The sequence below is a fragment of the Chryseobacterium sp. FH2 genome, assembly GCF_001045455.1.
GTDB lineage: Bacteria > Bacteroidota > Bacteroidia > Flavobacteriales > Weeksellaceae > Chryseobacterium.
Genome location: NZ_LFNE01000002.1, coordinates 208230 through 224708, shown reverse-complemented (window position 1 = coordinate 224708; position 16479 = coordinate 208230). Strand labels below are relative to the sequence as shown.

Annotated in this window: 14 protein-coding genes; 8 read left to right on the top strand and 6 right to left on the bottom strand. The window is 34.9% G+C overall.

Features of this window, described 5'->3' with window-relative positions; genetic code table 11:
• Positions 1–10: 10 nt before the first annotated feature.
• The 4 genes from ACM39_RS03840 to ACM39_RS03825 all read right to left on the bottom strand — a co-directional run bounded on the left by ACM39_RS03840 (position 11) and on the right by ACM39_RS03825 (position 3369).
• Entirely contained in the window at positions 11–658 is a 648-nt protein-coding gene (locus tag ACM39_RS03840) for a DUF5683 domain-containing protein (RefSeq protein WP_048509705.1), read from the bottom strand.
• Positions 659–1549, bottom strand: a complete 891-nt coding sequence (locus ACM39_RS03835; RefSeq protein WP_048509704.1) for a ParB/RepB/Spo0J family partition protein — start codon at positions 1547–1549, stop codon at positions 659–661.
• Between the two features lie 33 nt (positions 1550–1582).
• On the bottom strand, positions 1583–2356 hold the full coding sequence (locus tag ACM39_RS03830) for a ParA family protein (RefSeq protein WP_048509703.1): 774 nt from the start codon (positions 2354–2356) through the stop codon (positions 1583–1585).
• Positions 2357–2520: 164 nt separating this feature from the next.
• Complete coding sequence (locus ACM39_RS03825; protein ID WP_048509702.1) at positions 2521–3369, bottom strand: hypothetical protein; 849 nt, start codon at positions 3367–3369, stop codon at positions 2521–2523.
• Positions 3370–3801: 432 nt separating this feature from the next.
• On the opposite strand from ACM39_RS03825, the gene ACM39_RS03820 reads away from it, so the two are divergent.
• The 3 genes from ACM39_RS03820 to ACM39_RS03810 all read left to right on the top strand — a co-directional run bounded on the left by ACM39_RS03820 (position 3802) and on the right by ACM39_RS03810 (position 8243).
• The gene (locus ACM39_RS03820; RefSeq protein ID WP_048509701.1) at positions 3802–5412 is read left to right on the top strand and encodes a hypothetical protein; all 1611 of its coding nucleotides are present in this window, start codon (positions 3802–3804) and stop codon (positions 5410–5412) included.
• Positions 5413–5492: 80 nt separating this feature from the next.
• Positions 5493–7325, top strand: coding sequence for a hypothetical protein (locus tag ACM39_RS03815; protein ID WP_131701400.1), 1833 nt, complete (start codon positions 5493–5495; stop codon positions 7323–7325).
• A gap of 90 nt (positions 7326–7415) precedes the next feature.
• On the top strand, positions 7416–8243 hold the full coding sequence (locus ACM39_RS03810; RefSeq protein WP_048509699.1) for an N-acetylmuramidase family protein: 828 nt from the start codon (positions 7416–7418) through the stop codon (positions 8241–8243).
• A 114-nt stretch (positions 8244–8357) separates the two neighbouring features.
• Here the strand turns inward: ACM39_RS03810 and ACM39_RS03805 are convergent, their stop codons facing one another.
• Positions 8358–9644 carry an adenylosuccinate synthase gene (locus ACM39_RS03805; RefSeq protein WP_048509698.1) on the bottom strand — a complete coding sequence of 429 codons (1287 nt, stop codon included), beginning with the start codon at positions 9642–9644 and terminating at the stop codon, positions 8358–8360.
• 490 nt (positions 9645–10134) lie between these two features.
• Entirely contained in the window at positions 10135–11724 is a 1590-nt protein-coding gene (locus ACM39_RS03800) for an ABC-F family ATP-binding cassette domain-containing protein (RefSeq protein ID WP_048509697.1), read from the bottom strand.
• A gap of 439 nt (positions 11725–12163) precedes the next feature.
• Between ACM39_RS03800 and ACM39_RS03795 the strand changes: the two genes are divergently transcribed.
• The 5 genes from ACM39_RS03795 (at position 12164) to ACM39_RS03775 (ending at position 16461) form a co-directional block, all read left to right on the top strand.
• Positions 12164–12718, top strand: a complete 555-nt coding sequence (locus tag ACM39_RS03795) for a phosphoribosyltransferase (RefSeq protein WP_048509696.1) — start codon at positions 12164–12166, stop codon at positions 12716–12718.
• A 129-nt stretch (positions 12719–12847) separates the two neighbouring features.
• Entirely contained in the window at positions 12848–13426 is a 579-nt protein-coding gene (locus ACM39_RS03790) for an adenylate kinase (protein ID WP_048509695.1), read from the top strand.
• A gap of 77 nt (positions 13427–13503) precedes the next feature.
• Complete coding sequence (obgE, locus tag ACM39_RS03785) at positions 13504–14487, top strand: GTPase ObgE (RefSeq protein ID WP_048509694.1); 984 nt, start codon at positions 13504–13506, stop codon at positions 14485–14487.
• A gap of 101 nt (positions 14488–14588) precedes the next feature.
• Entirely contained in the window at positions 14589–15077 is a 489-nt protein-coding gene (locus ACM39_RS03780) for a DUF6438 domain-containing protein (RefSeq protein WP_048509693.1), read from the top strand.
• Positions 15078–15162: 85 nt separating this feature from the next.
• Entirely contained in the window at positions 15163–16461 is a 1299-nt protein-coding gene (locus tag ACM39_RS03775; RefSeq protein WP_048509692.1) for a DEAD/DEAH box helicase, read from the top strand.
• The last annotated feature ends 18 nt before the right edge of the window (positions 16462–16479 follow it).

Below are 16479 nucleotides of genomic sequence, written 5' to 3'. Positions count from 1 at the left end.
TTTATATTGATTAAAATCTATAACTTAAACTTAACCCTGTTTTCGGAGGAGCAATCCCAAAATCATCCTGAATAACAGCAGGACTGAATGATAAGTCCGGATCATGACGACCTTCGTAAAGATGGGCATCTACTACAGCATCCATAATATTTAAAATATAAATAAGGCCTGTGATGGCAATGGCATAATCTCTCTGCCTTTTAGCCCTGTCTTGTGCATTTCCTAGTGCAACTTTATCCAGCCACGGATGACTGTCAACAAATTCATCGGGAGTTCCGTTCAGTTTTGCAATATAGTATCCTCTGTATTTTTTATATTGATTGTCATTCCAGATAGCAATTCCGGCTCCCACACCTACAGCTCCCCAAACGATTGGGATTTTCCAGTATTTTTTGTTGTAATACTGCCCTAATCCCGGCAAAACTGCAGAATACAAACCTGCTTTTGTAGGATTAAGTTTTGTGATTTGAGCTTTTTTCAAGGTTTTTGCATTTACCTTTTCAATATCCTGAACTATAGAAGCCTCAGATTTTGCAGGTTTTGCCGCAGAAATACTGTCCTTCGGGTAGTGTTCTACCCGAATAGTATCATTTGGATTAACTTGTGAATATGCCAATGCAAAAAGACACAAGAAAAAAGTGAAAAGTAATTTTTTCATTTATTTAATATGAGATAAAATATATTCCAGCTCATCTTCATTTTTGAAGTCCAGAACAATTTTCCCTTTTTTACCGTTTGCAGAAGCTTTAATCTCAACTTTTACATCAAGAATATCGGCGATTGTCTTCTGTGCTCTTTTATAATTATTTGAAAGCTCCGCATTTACTTTTTTTGCAGTCGGTGACTTTGGATTTTTTAGTGCAGTAGCAGCCTGTTCAGACTGACGGACATTCAATTTTTCTTTAATAATTAAATCAAATAAAATCTGCTGATGCTCCTCACTTTCAAGGCTGATAATTGCCCTGCCATGTCCTGCAGAAATTTCGCCACTACGAATAGCATTCTGAATATCAGGGCTTAACCTCAACAACCTGATTGAGTTGGTAATTGTGCTTCTATCCTTTCCGACTCTTTGGCTAAGATTTTCCTGAGTAAGACCTACTTCATCCATCAACCTCTGATATGTTAATGCAATTTCGATCGCATCCAGATCTTCTCTTTGGATATTCTCAACAAGGGCCATTTCAAGAAGCTCCTGATCATTCACCAAACGGATATAAGCCGGAATAGAAGTTAAACCAGCAATTTTAGATGCTCTGAAACGTCTTTCTCCAGATATAATTTCGAACCTTTCACCATCTTTTCGTAAAGTAATAGGCTGAATTACCCCTAAGCTCCCGATAGATTTGGCAAGTTCGTTTAACGCTTTCTCGTCAAAATAAGTTCTTGGCTGAGTGGGATTCGGGTAAATATCTTCAAGTGCGACTTCTACGATATTTCCTACAAACTTGTCTGCACCTTCATCTGTTGCAGAATTGATTGTCGCTTTGGATTCGGCACTTAAAATAGCACCCAAACCACGTCCCATTGCTCTTTTCTTGTCCTTCATATTATGCTTTAAGCTTATGGCTTTACACTCTTTTTAATTTTTTACTAACTTTTCATTTTTCAACAGAACTTCTTCTGCCAGTTGGATATACTGAATGGCTCCTTTGCTTTCAGCATCATAATTTAAGATACTTTCCCCAAAACTCGGAGCTTCACTTAACCTTACGTTTCTGCTGATAATCGTTTCGAAAACCATTTCAGGAAAGTGAGCGTGCACTTCTTCAACTACCTGGTTAGATAATCTCAATCTGCTGTCATACATGGTAAGAAGCAGCCCTTCAATGTCCAAATCTTTATTGTGAATTTTCTGAACGTTTTTAATCGTGTTCAAAAGTTTTCCTAATCCTTCTAAGGCAAAATACTCACATTGAATAGGAATAATTACCGAATCAGCTGCTGTTAAAGCATTTACTGTAATCAATCCTAAGCTAGGCGCGCAGTCAATAATAATATAATCGTAGTCAGCTCTTACGCTTTGTAATGCTTTTTTTAGCATATACTCACGCTCTTCTTTGTCTACTAATTCTATTTCCGCTGCTACCAAGTCGATGTGAGAAGGAACAATATCCAAATTGGGCGTAGTTGTCTGTTTGATGCAGCTTCTCGTATCTGCACTGTGTTCTAGCAAATTATAAGTGGAATACTGAACATAATCAACCCCCAATCCGGACGTTGCATTTGCCTGTGGATCAGCATCGATGATTAATATTTTCTTCTCCAATACTCCTAACGCAGCTGCAAGGTTTACAGCCGTAGTAGTTTTACCTACCCCGCCTTTTTGATTAGCGATTCCTATGATTTTTGCCATTATTAGAACTTTAAGCCTCAAAAATACACATTTTTCCTTGCTCTCAATGAATCGATAAAACCAAAATTGAGTTAAAATATTGTTAATAAGCAATTTAGCAATAAAAAAAATTATCCACAAAAAAAATTCTTTGTGGATAACTATTCAATATTTATTTTTATCACTTATTCAAACTTCATTGATATAGGGAATTTGAAATAACTTCTGACAGATTCGCCTTGTTTATTTTTTCCTGGTTTCCATTTTCCTTTGTTGGAAATAGATTTGATTGTTCTAATCGCTTCGCTGTTAAAATCAGCATCCGACCCATTGGCTTTAATTCCCGAAATACTACCGTCAATTTCAACGATAAAAGTAACGGTAGTTTTCATCACATCTCCATTTGATTCAATTCCTGAACCATCAAAATTGCTCATTACTTTATTTCTGAATGAATTGATACCCCCTTCAAAAACCGCTTCTACAGCCAAATCACCGGCATCAACAATTTTGTTTTTATCAACCTTTGGAGTTTCCGGTAAAGTTGGAGGTGAATAATTAATTGCAGGGCCCGGAGCCGGAGCTATCGGTACATACTTATTCGGAGGCGCTACTTCACCTTCCGGATTATTCTTAACTCCTGCAATTGCACCTTCAATCTTCTCTACAACTTTTTCATTTGTTACATGAGCTTTAGGTTCCGGCAATCTTTCATCAACCGTTTTTACGTCAGGAGCTGTAGCAGGTTTTACAGGATTATCTTTTGGGGGTGCTACCAATTGCTCAGGAACTACAGGATCTCGCAATACAATCTCCACTCCTTCGGGTATTTTTGTTGGCACTTCAGATTCAAAAGCCGAAACCACAAACGGGCTTATAGAAATCGCGGCTAGCAAGCTCACACCTATAAAAAGCGCTTTTGTTAAAATTTTGTCAGATTCATTTCTAAGAACATACGCCCCATATTCTTTGTTTCTGTGTTCGAAAAGGATTTCATTAAAACGAAATTCCTGGTTTGATTGTAATTGTTTCATCACTATACATATTTAAATTGTTACAATTATCAATTTTCATCATTTTATTGATAACTGCTTTTATAAATTCAAAATTATTGCCAAAAAAACGATAAAACCTCAATTATTAGCAAGTACATTCCTGAATTTATAAATCCAACAGCAGCTAAAAACGGTCATATTAAAAAAAAAATACCTCGATTTATAAATTCATAGGTCTTTTGGGGTAATATCAGGGGTTTGGCAACATTTAATTATTCATGATTTACTACAATAACCTTCTTATTAATTAATAAAATACAACATAAAACGTAAAAACAGTAAAAACCCCATTATAAAATCGGAAAATTACTGAGAATTAATTTCTAAACCTGCCAGATATTTGTATCATAGAAAATCGGGGATGCTGAAAACCGAAAAGAGTAAGCAAGAAAAAATTTAAAACTTATAATTATGCCAACTTTAACTCAAGAAGCAAAATCAAATTCACTGATGAGCATGCTTTTAAAACAAGTTTATGACACTGTAACCAACGGAGGAAACCCTGATTCTTTAGGACCAAATGACTTCATTGCATTCGATCCGGTAGGCGTTACACTTTCCGAGGACACTTTTGATTATGCATTAAACGGACTTTTCGGAGACGCACCTTCTCCAAAGCCATTATTAGACGGAACAGGAAAACCAATTCTTGATGCCAACGGAAATCCGAAAATCGACATGGAAGCTTATCAAAATGCTTTATCAAACAGCAAATTCAGAAAATACCTTCAAATGGAACAGTTTGCAGCAATGGTAGACGTAATTCCTTCTCAAATGCCACCTCTTACAAAGACAGGAAATGGACGAGAAATGTCTATCATGAGTATTATGAATGATTCTCAAAAGAGAGTTTCTAAAGTTTACGAAGATCTTTTACAATGGTCTGTCGTAGTTGATACACAATTTGACGAAAAGGTAGAAAAGAAACTGAATACTTTAAGAGATAAATTATTCAAAATCAAAAAAGTAAAAAATTCCGATTTTGACGAAAGCGCACCGATTGATGATATGAACAAACCTGAAATTTTCCATACTTTCGTGTCACCTACTTACGCAAAATACATTGAATACCAGATGAAATACTACGATATTGTAGATGCAAACAACGAAATCAGAACCTCCGCTGACAACGGAGATGCTGAAGCTATGGCTAAACTTTCCATCGACGGAAAAAACATGAAAAAACGTGAAGATGCAGCTTTAAAAGCATGGCAATCCTTAGGTTACAAAGAAGCCGTTGAAAATATCCAGAACTATTTAAGTGAAGTGGAGCAGAAAAATATGCTAGTCATCAAAAAGAGAATGGAATCTGAATTCAGAAACAGCCAGAGAACGAGAGTTTTAGATTATACAAACTACTCACCTTCTATCCCAGTGGCTGCCAATGCCTTAAAAGAATCTAAAGGATGGCCGACTGTAACCATCGTGGAAGGAGAATCAAATTATGATTATTCTAAAACAGTCCACAACTGGGGCGCTGCAGCAGGATTCAGCCTTGGAATTTTCTCAATAGGGGCAAAAGGTGGTGGAAAACATGAAAAAACTAAAATCAACACCGACTATACTAATATGAAAATCTCTTTCAAATTAGGAAAAGTAAGAGTGGAAAGAGGCTGGTTTAATCAACAATTTATTGAATCCAAATACTGGAAACTTCACGAGCAATCTCCTCAAACATTAAACGGAGATATCATCAGCGACGGAAAAGGTAAAGGTCTGATGCCATCAATTATTACAGAATTAATCATTGCAAAAGACGTAAACCTGGATTTCTCAAACAACAGCACCGCATTTACTGATGTTAAAAATTCTGTAAGCTCAGGAGCTGCGGTAGGAATAGGGCCATTTGTATTTGGAGGAACATACAGCTATGATAATCAGGATGTAAAATCAAACGCAAAATGGAACGGTAAAAAATTAACTTCTGACGGAATTTATATCATAGGTTACAAATGCCACGTCGTTCCACAATCTCCAAACCCAAATCCTGAAATCAAAAAATGGACTGACGGGAAATCATAATATCCTTCTCATAAAGAATAACCGGCAGAATTTCTTTTTCTGTCGGTTATTTCCCAAACTAATAATCAAAACTAATAGCCATGAAATACTTTATTGCCGTTTACCAAAAGCTGAAAGACACTTATATGTCTCAAAGCTCGATGGAAAATGATTTACCAATGATTTGTCCGTCCCTGAGAGTCTATGAAAACGAAGAACTTGAGCTTTTAAAACCTCAAAGCCTATTAAATGATGATCAGAAAAAAGCGCTTTCTATCATCAAAAAGCAAAATGTGGCTTATGAGCTCAACTCTGTGCCGATTTCTCCAAACTTCTGGGATTTGAACCCCAATAATTCGTTATTTGATATTTACCGGGATATTTTAGATAAGAATAATTTAAAAAACCTTGAGGAAAATTTAGATAAAGTAGTCAACAACCAAAGTACAATTCTTTATGATTCAAAAAATGCAGAAACCAAAGAATTTAAAAATTATAAAAAATACAGAACAGCTTATGAAGAAACGATAAATAATATCGCCTCTCATCTTGAATTATTTGACGGATTAGACAATGACGAAGAAAAAAATAATTGGAACGACAAACTGGTAAGCCTTAATAATCTAAAAGAATTGGCATTTTCTGAATGGAAAATAAAAGGAAGTAAAGATTTGATCGAAAAAGAACTTGGAAGGATCAATAAAACTTCAGACGCAGATTTATATCTCGCGATGGCTCAAAATGCAAAAAATATCTTTGATGCTGCTGAAAAAACAGATGTAATTAACAATTCTTCCATTCATGATATTAATTTCATTCCATACGATTTTATGGAAAATGAATCCGGGTGGAACAGCATGAGAATTGAAAAAACTGAACTCGACAAATTATTTCAGGAAGCCAAAACCGCGAATGAAAATTTACCCGCAGAGATTCTTTCCATTGATTACGATGAGAGCATTATTGAAGCCGTAGAACTCGACTATTCATTTGTACATTTAAAAAGAAACTGGTTTAATAAGAACTTCATGATGTCTGATTGGTTTGAATGGAATGAAACTAAAAAAATATCTGACGGACAAACGATTTCAAACGATTTTAAGTTGCCTGCATTTCCTAAAACCATGATTTTAATTAAAAATTTAAAAATAGTTTTAAATTCTTCCATCACCAACGATACGGTAAACAATCCTAATCAACTGATATATTTCGGTCCGCTAATCATGAAACAACAGCTTTTTGTAAATAAAAATAACAATCAGAAATTCCTGAAAGCAGTCACGAACGTGAGAACCATAAAATCTGATCAATTAAATACCTTAACCCGAAAAACAGCTATTGCCGAGAATACAAAAAGTTCCGTACAAAATGATTTCATCGAAAAATCAGCTGTACAACCCGAAGCCGAATCTTTAAAAGCAACCCCGAATGTTGCTTTCAACAATACAATAAATATGAACGTCTTAAACAGTGCTCGAAATTTACGACCTGTTACTACCATTATCACACCTCAGCCTCAACCCATAAAACCGGTTCAGCCCAATCCAGTCGCTCCAATAAAAATCCCGGGAATCTTTATCCCTATCACCTATCCGGTTCAGCCAACAGGAGCAAATGTGCAATTTAAAGTTTTTGACAAAATAAATAATGACCCGGTTTATAAATGCTCGATTTCCATCAAAGGAACGAACAACAGCAGAATTTTTGAAATAGAAACCAATGAAATCGGAATTATCAGCCAGGTTATTCCTATCGGGGAATACAGCATAGAATTAAGAATTGATGATTATGCCGTTTTAAACCAAAATTTCAGCGTAGCAAATACAACCCCTCTGAATCTGGAGTACAGACTTCAAAGAGAGGAAGTGAAATTTAAGTCATTTTTTTTGATCGGAATGATTTGTGAGAGGATGCCGAAAATACCTATTTACTAATTCTTTGATTTTAAACAAAAGAATCAAAATTCAAGATCTGGAAACTTTCGGGAAGCGAATTAAAAATTTATAACTAAAAAATTAACAGTGATGAAGCTTTTAAAATATTATACAAAAGCACCGGAAGTTCTCACGCTTTGTGAGATACTTTACAAATTAGGATACAACATCAACATTTCAGATTCGTTTAATCTGAAAGTGGATGCAGCTGTAAAAGATTTCCAAAGAAAAAACTCTTTAGTCGTTGACGGAATTGTCGGAATAAAAACATGGACTGTTTTGCTTCAAAAAAATACAATTCCCGTAAATTCATCTGACAAATTTTTAAAAGAAAGTGATTTGGTAAATTTTGCTAATCAATACAAATTGGAACTTGCTTCGGTAAAAGCAGTGAATGAAATTGAAAGCAGCGGAAAAGGTTTTTTAATTAATAATAAACCTAAAATTTTGTTTGAGGGACACATCTTCTGGAGTGAATTACAGGAAAGAGGAATCAATCCTAATATTTATTATAATTCCAGCCACAAAGACATTCTTTATCCAAAATGGACAAAAATTTATTATCAAGGCGGTGTAAAAGAATATGACAGATTGAATAAAGCCATGACTTTAGGCACTGACCCCAAATTTAAAGATGCAGCGCTGTCTTCTGCTTCCTGGGGAAGTTTCCAGATTATGGGATTTCATGCAAAAGGGCTTGGTTATGCTGACATTACAGATTTCGTTTCAAAAATGGAGATTAATGAAGGTGAGCATTTAAAAGCTTTTGGAAAATTTCTTGAGAAAAATGGTCTTTTAACTCATTTGAGAACTAAAAACTGGGCAGCTTTCGCCAAAGGATATAATGGAGAAAGTTACAGACTCAATAAATACGATGAGAAGCTCGCAAAAGCGTATGCAAAATACTCAAGAAACTAATCAACAATTATTTTAACGTATTATTTTCTCAAAATTTTCTTTACGTCAACATATATTATCCTAAGTTATTATAAAAAAGAGACTATCAATTTGACAGTCTCTTTTAAATTATATTTAGAATAATTCTTTTCTGATAATGTTTTGGCTTCTTTCAGGGCCTACGGAAACCAAGTAAACGTTAATTCCTAAATACTTCTCGATAAATTCGATATATTTCTGAGCGTTATCAGGAAGTTCATCATAACTTCTGGCTTTTGTGATATCTTCTTTCCAACCCGGTAAATCCTGATAAATAGGTTCGTAATTGTATAATTTTTCTGTTGATGATGTGAAATAATCGATGATTTTTCCGTCTTCAGTTTTATAATGTGTTACGATTTTAAGGTTTTCAATTCCTGTAAGAACGTCTAATTTGGTAATTACCAAGTTATTGATACCGTTAATCATACAAGCATGTTTCAAAGAAACAAGATCTAACCATCCTGTTCTTCTCGGTCTTCCTGTGGTAGCTCCAAATTCACCACCGATTTGTCTGATTTTTTCACCCAATTCGTTATCCAGTTCAGAAGGGAAAGGTCCGTTTCCTACTCTTGTACAGTATGCTTTCGCAACACCAATAAGATTTTGAAGCGAAGTTGGCGGCACCCCTGCTCCTGTACAAACACCTCCTGTAGATGGAGAAGATGAAGTTACGTATGGATACGTACCAAAATCAATATCCAACATCAACGCCTGAGCTCCTTCGAATAAAACGTTTTTACCTTCCTGGATAGCCTCGTTTAATTCTAATTCTGTATCAACGATTCTGTACTGAAGCTGTTTTCCAATCTCTAAAAATTCGTTGTAAATTTCTTCTACGTCCAATGTTGGTTTTCCGAAATATTTTTCAAAAAGAGAATTCTTAATTTTTAGGTTTTTCTCGATTTTATCTCTTAAAATTTCAGGATTCAGAAGATCAATCATTCTGATACCTACTCTTGCAATTTTATCTTCATAGCAAGGACCAATACCTTTTTTAGTCGTTCCGATTTGAGTTCCTCCGTGTTCTTCTTCACGATAAGTGTCCAAAAGAATGTGATAAGGCATGATAACATGCGCTCTTCTGCTGATAAAAATGTGGTCAGTCCTCATTCCTTTGCTTTCAATTTGGTTTACTTCCTTGATGAAAGATTTAGGGTTTACCACTACCCCATTCGCAATGATACACTTCCCTTTGCACTGAAGAACTCCCGATGGAAGAAGGTGCAAAACGAATTTTTCATCCCCTACATAAACCGTGTGACCTGCGTTGTCCCCGCCTTGGAAACGTACAACGTAATCTGATTTTGCCGATAAAACATCCGTGATTTTTCCTTTACCTTCATCTCCATACTGAAGACCTACAACTACGTAAGTTGACATATTTTACTTTTATTTTAGATTCATGCAAAATTACTTTTAAAAAATTGGGTGAGCAAATTTGTGGTGGTTTTTATTTTTAAGCAGGATGGAAATCATACTTATATACTTATAATAGTATCTTATTACTTTATCATCGTTATATTTGATTTATTTACAAAGATGAGTCAATCTCAAAAACATCATTTCTTACCGGTCTTTTATCTATATGAAGGTGATTATATATTTCCTCTTCCCAAAAATAGAATTTTTGGGAAAAAATTTTAACTTAAAAATTCAATCATCAATTACATTAAATATCAAGAATCGGTATCTTTTGTTAAAATTGAAGTGATGGCAAAAAACACATTTATTATTAGGCAATTATTTTGATAATTTTATTAATCAACAAATTAAATCGGGTAAATATTCTTTTCTGCAAGTGAAGTCATAAGAACAGCTGTACGAATGTTTGAACATGAAGAATCTCACCTAGATTGGATAAAGAATATCTCTACTCCAGAACAATTTCATCACTCACCCCCATTTCCTCCAAAAACACCTCATCATGCGAAATCACCACCAAAGTTCCCTGATAATCTCTAATAGAATTCGTCAGAATTTCAACATTTTGAAGGTCTAAATTATTTGTCGGTTCATCGAGAATCATCATATCGGGAGCTTTATTGCTGATGGAAAGTCCGCACAGAAGAAGTCGCAGCCTTTCTCCGCCACTCAGGACATCACATTTTTTGTCCCAGGTTTCCTTTCCAAATAAAAATCTTGACAATAAGGTTTTTACTTCTGATTCCTGCAGTGCATTGTCATTGAATTGTTGGGCGAAATCATAGACCATTGCCTTTTTATTAATTAAAGAATATTCCTGATCAATGTAAATCGTCTGAAAATCCGACTTAGAAATTGTTCCCACACAAGGTTGTAAATCTCCTAACAAAAGCTTAATCAAAGTTGTTTTTCCTGAACCGTTCGAACCTTTAATCGAAATCCTGTCACCACTTCGAATTTCAAGATTAAGGTTTTCTTTCCAAAGATTTTCTTCATTATATTTAAAATTAATTCCCTCCGCCGAAATCAGAATTTTCCCCGAATGCAGATTCGAATCATTAAAATTCACTTTCATCTGATCCGAATTTCTCACTGACGAACGCAAATCCCGTAAATCACCGGAAATATCATTGATTTTTTCGGCATGAACAGATTTCAATTTCGATGAATTTTTCTCCGCGTTATTCCGCAGCGTATTCATCATAATTCTCGCTACACCCGATTTTTCCTGTTTTCCTTTTCCACGCGCATCGAGTTTTTGCTTTCGTTCCAATGTTTCTCTTTCCTTTTCTTTCGCCTTTTTTAGCGCCCGTTCTTTGGAATGAATATCGTTTTGCAACGCCTCATTTTCAATTTCTTTTTGTTCGGCATAAAAATCATAATTTCCGCCATACGTTGAAATTCCCTGATTGCTCAGTTCAAAAATAGTATCAACCAAATTCAGCAAAGTACGATCATGACTAACGATCACAACCGTAGAATTCGTTTTCTCAATAAAATCATACAATAGATTTCTTCCTTCCAAATCGAGATGATTCGTCGGTTCGTCCAATAAAATAATTTCAGGCTGATTGATTTGAATTCCGGCAAGAAAAGCCTTTGTTTTCTGTCCGCCACTCAGGTTTTCAAGTTTTTCGTTTAAGTCTAAATTTTCAAGCTTCCAATATTGTAAAGCACTTTGACAACGTTCTTCAATGTCCCAATCGTCATTCAAAGTTTCAAAATAGATTTCATCCACTTCCCCACTCGTAATTTTTTGAAGCGCCTCTAATTTTTCATTGATTTTCAAACATTCCGCAACCGTCAAATGGTTAAAATTTCCAAACATCTGCGGAACGTAAAAAATATCTCCCTGAACATTGACACTTCCACCTAAAGGTTCAGTTTCGTTGGCAATAATTTTCAGCAAGGTCGATTTTCCCATGCCGTTACTTCCGACCAAAGCAGATTTTGTATGAGTTTGTACTGTTAAATTAATAGAATTAAAAAGCAGATTTCCTGCAGGAAACCCAAAAGATATATTTTGTAGAAAAAGCATGATTTCTTTCTTAATTAAGGTTAAACTTCAATAACATTTTGTTATTGTTCAATTAAATCTGAAAGAAATTGTATCCTACATCCTGTTGTTTTTGGGTTTTGTGAACTGCAAAGATAATAATTTTTGAATATTTCAAAAACTTCGTTACATATGTGTCATTGCGAGGAGCGAAGCGACGAAGCAATCTCATATAGCATCTTGTGAGTATCGCATCAAAACAGATTCCTCATTCCATTCCGTTTCATTCAAAACGACAGAACTTCCGGTATTCTTTGCTGATTGAAACGCCCCAGCAAACGAAAAATGTATAAAATCACTTTAAACAAAAGCTTGCGAACATTTAGACCCTTTTACCCTAAAACTCTAAAACACTTCTTGCCATCAAACCTTAAAAAACTTTCATCAAAAATCCGTAACTTTGCCGCCTACTAAAAATTTTATGGAAAGTATTAAAGTTCACGACAAAACTTTTGTTCCTTATCTTAAGGATGCCGAAATTCAGGAAATTGTAAAAGCAACAGCACTGAAAATTTATGAAGATTACAAGGATGAAGTCCCTGTTTTCATTGGTGTTTTGAACGGAGTTATCATGTTCTTCTCAGATCTTTTAAAGCATTATCCGGGAAATTGTGAGATTGCTTTTATCCAAATGAGTTCTTATGCAGGAACTGAATCCACAGGAATTGTTTACCAGAAAATGGAACTGACGAAGGACGTAAAAGACCGTCACATCATTCTTGTAGAAGATATCGTTGACACAGGAAATACCGTTGAAAGTCTTTTCAAATATTTTAAAGAAACCCAACGTCCGAAATCTGTAAAGCTGGCTTCTTTCTTATTAAAACCTGAGGTTTATAAAAAAGATTTCAAGCTGGATTATATCGGAAAAGAAATTCCAAATAAATTTGTTCTTGGTTATGGTTTAGATTATGATGAATTAGGTAGAAATTTACCGAATTTGTACCAATTAGAAGAAGGACAAATCAACCATTAACAATTTTGCTATCGGCTTTTAGCAGTTAGCTATTAGCTTTTAACAGTACATCGAAATAAAAAGTAAATATTAACTAAAAAAAGCTAACGGCTTGCAACTTATTGTATATGCCAAAAGCAAATCAACATTATGATAAACATTGTTCTGTTCGGTCCTCCAGGAAGTGGAAAAGGAACTCAAGCCCAGAATCTAATCGAGAAATTTAATCTAAAACAAATCTCAACAGGCGATCTTTTCAGGTTTAACATGAAAAATAATACTGAACTTGGGAAATTAGCAAAATCTTACATCGATAAGGGAGAATTGGTTCCGGATCAGGTAACAATCGATATGCTGATTGACGAATTGAGAAAGCCGACTGATGCGGCAGGATTTATTTTTGACGGATATCCAAGAACTGCAGTTCAGACAGAAGCTTTGGAAAAAATCGTAAAAGATGAATTGAATGACAATATTGATATTTGCCTTTCATTAATCGTAGAAGATAAAGTATTGATTGAAAGATTGCTAAAAAGAGGTGAAACAAGCGGAAGAACCGATGACAGCAATGTGGAAATCATCGAAAACAGGATTAAAGAATATTACGCTAAAACAGCTGAAGTTGCCGAGCTTTATAAACAGCAAGGCAAATATGTAGAAGTAAACGGTGTAGGAGAAATCAACGAAATCTCCGAAAAACTTTTTGCTGAAGTAGAAAAAATAAAATAATTAATAGTTATGAGTAATGGGTCATAGGTTCATTTTAAATTCATAGCTCATAATTCATAACTCATAACATTTATTGAATGTCAAATTTTGTAGATTACGTAAAGATTCATTGTAAGAGCGGACATGGTGGTGCAGGTTCTGCGCATCTTCGCCGTGAAAAATATATTCCTAAAGGTGGCCCTGACGGCGGAGACGGTGGTCGAGGCGGTCACGTTATCATGAAAGGAAATGCCAATGAATGGACTTTACTACCTCTTCGTTATACACGTCACGTAAAAGCCGAACGTGGTGAAAACGGAGGAAAAAACCAGTTAACGGGAGCTTACGGAGCTGATGTTTATATTGAAGTTCCAATTGGGACTATTGCTAAAAATGAAGAAGGAGAAATCATCGGCGAAATCCTAGAAGATGGCCAGGAAATCATCCTGATGGAAGGAGGAATGGGAGGAAAAGGAAATGAACATTTCAAGTCTTCTACCAACCAGACTCCCAGATTTGCACAACCGGGAATGGATGGTCAGGAAGGTTATGTGGTTTTCGAGCTCAAAATTTTAGCGGATGTAGGCCTTGTCGGTTTCCCGAATGCAGGCAAATCTACTCTTTTAGCTTCGGTTTCTGCCGCCAAACCTAAAATTGCCAACTACGCATTTACTACTTTGACACCGAACTTAGGAATTGTTGATTACAGAAATTACAAATCTTTTGTAATGGCAGATATTCCGGGAATTATTGAAGGAGCTGCTGAAGGTAAAGGTTTAGGACATCGGTTTTTAAGGCATATTGAAAGAAATTCAATCTTATTATTCTTAATTCCGGCTGATTCTGAAGATCATTTCCAGGAATTTAAAATTCTGGAAAATGAATTAAAGGAATACAATCCTGAATTATTAGATAAAGATTTCATTATTTCCGTATCAAAATCTGACTTGCTGGATGATGAACTGAAAAAAGAAATAGCAGCCGAATTTCCTGAAAACAGACAGCCTATATTCTTCTCCGGTGTTACGGGAGAAAATCTTACGGAACTGAAAGATGCAATCTGGAAAAAACTTCACGGGTAAAACTATTTATGAATAAAATTTAAAGGAGAAACAATTTAGTTTCTCCTTTTTTATTGCTCTTTGGAACAATTCTTGAGAGAATCCCAATAGATTTAAAAATTATGAAATATTTACTTTCCCTCTTCACCTTTATCTTTTTATTTTCATGCAGTTCTCAGAATATAAACTCAAAATATTCTGAAATTGAATATGAAGCGACCCCTTGTTTCGGATTTTGTCCGGTTTTCAAAATAACTATTAACCCGGACAGGACAGCTGTTTTTGAAGCAGAACATTTTAATTTTAATGATAAGCCTTCAAAAGATGAATTTTCCAAACCCCGTGAAGGATCATTTAAAGGGACAATCAAGGAAGCTGATTATAATAGATTAATTACATTACTGAATGACTTAGATATAAGAAATGCAAAGGATAAATATGGTGAAAAAAACATCACAGATTTACCGACATCTTATTTAAGGGTAAAATTTGCTGACGGAAGTTCAAAAAATATAGAAGATTACGGTAAACGCGGAAGCGAAAAACTTTCTGAAATTTATAAATTTTTCGAAGATTTAAGACATAATCAACAATGGACAAAAGTAAATTAATCATTTAAAATATTTAGACTACCTTTGCAATATATAATTCCTTCATTTTGAAGGAATTTTCATTTTAATAAAAAAAACAATTCATTTGAATTTTACAGACTTAAACTTAATAGAACCTATTGCAAAAGCAATTCAGGAACAAGGATATACAAACCCCACTCCCATTCAGGAAAGATCAATTCCTGAAATTTTAGACGGAAGAGATTTTTTGGGTTGCGCACAGACAGGAACAGGAAAAACAGCAGCTTTTTCAATTCCCATTTTACAGAATCTTTCTAAAAATAAAACGCCAAACAGACATATTAAAGCTTTAATATTAACTCCTACAAGAGAATTGGCGATTCAAATTGAACAAAATATTAACGATTACGGTAAATATTTGCCATTAAAGCAATTGGTTATTTTTGGCGGAGTAAAGCAAGGAAACCAGGAAGCAGCTTTGAAAAAAGGAGTTGACATTTTGGTCGCCACTCCGGGAAGATTATTAGATTTTATCGCTCAGGGCATAATCAGCTTAAAAAATATCGAGATTTTTGTTCTTGATGAGGCAGACAGGATGCTTGATATGGGTTTTGTACATGATGTAAAAAGAGTTATCAAGCTTTTACCACAAAAAAGGCAGACTTTATTTTTCTCAGCAACTATGCCTGCGGAAATTCAGAAATTAGCTAATTCTATTTTAAACAATCCCGTAAAAGTAGAAGTTACCCCTGTTTCTTCCACAGCAGAAACTATCCAACAGTCAGTTTATTTTGTTGAAAAGGAAAATAAACTGAACCTTCTTACCCATATTCTGAAGAATGATATTTCTGATTCTGTTTTAGTATTTGCGAGAACAAAACACGGCGCTGATAAAATTGCCAGAAAGCTTCAATCTGATGGAGTTTCTACGGAAGCCATCCATGGTAATAAGTCCCAAAACGCAAGACAAAATGCTTTAACCAACTTCAAATCAGGTAGAACCAGAGTTTTGGTGGCTACCGATATTGCGGCCAGAGGAATTGATATTGATGAATTGAAATTTGTTATCAATTTTGAACTTTCCGACGTTTCAGAAACGTATGTTCACAGAATCGGAAGAACGGGAAGAGCCGGTGCGGAAGGAAATTCTATCTCATTTGTTGACGGTTTAGATTTATTAAACCTTAAAAACACTGAAAAACTTATCGGTATGAAAATTCCCGTGATAAAAAATCATCCTTTCCATACAGATGATTTGGTGGCCCAGAAAAGAGATTCTAATAACAAACCTTTTAATGCAGGAAGTGAAAGACCAAAACCATCTGGTAATAATTCTTCAAGACCTCAGAAAAACAAGAAGAAGCCCACTTCTGCAGTGGGATATAAAAAGCCAAACAATAAGAGCTTTACACGAAAAAAATAAAGAAAAAGCCTTCCAATA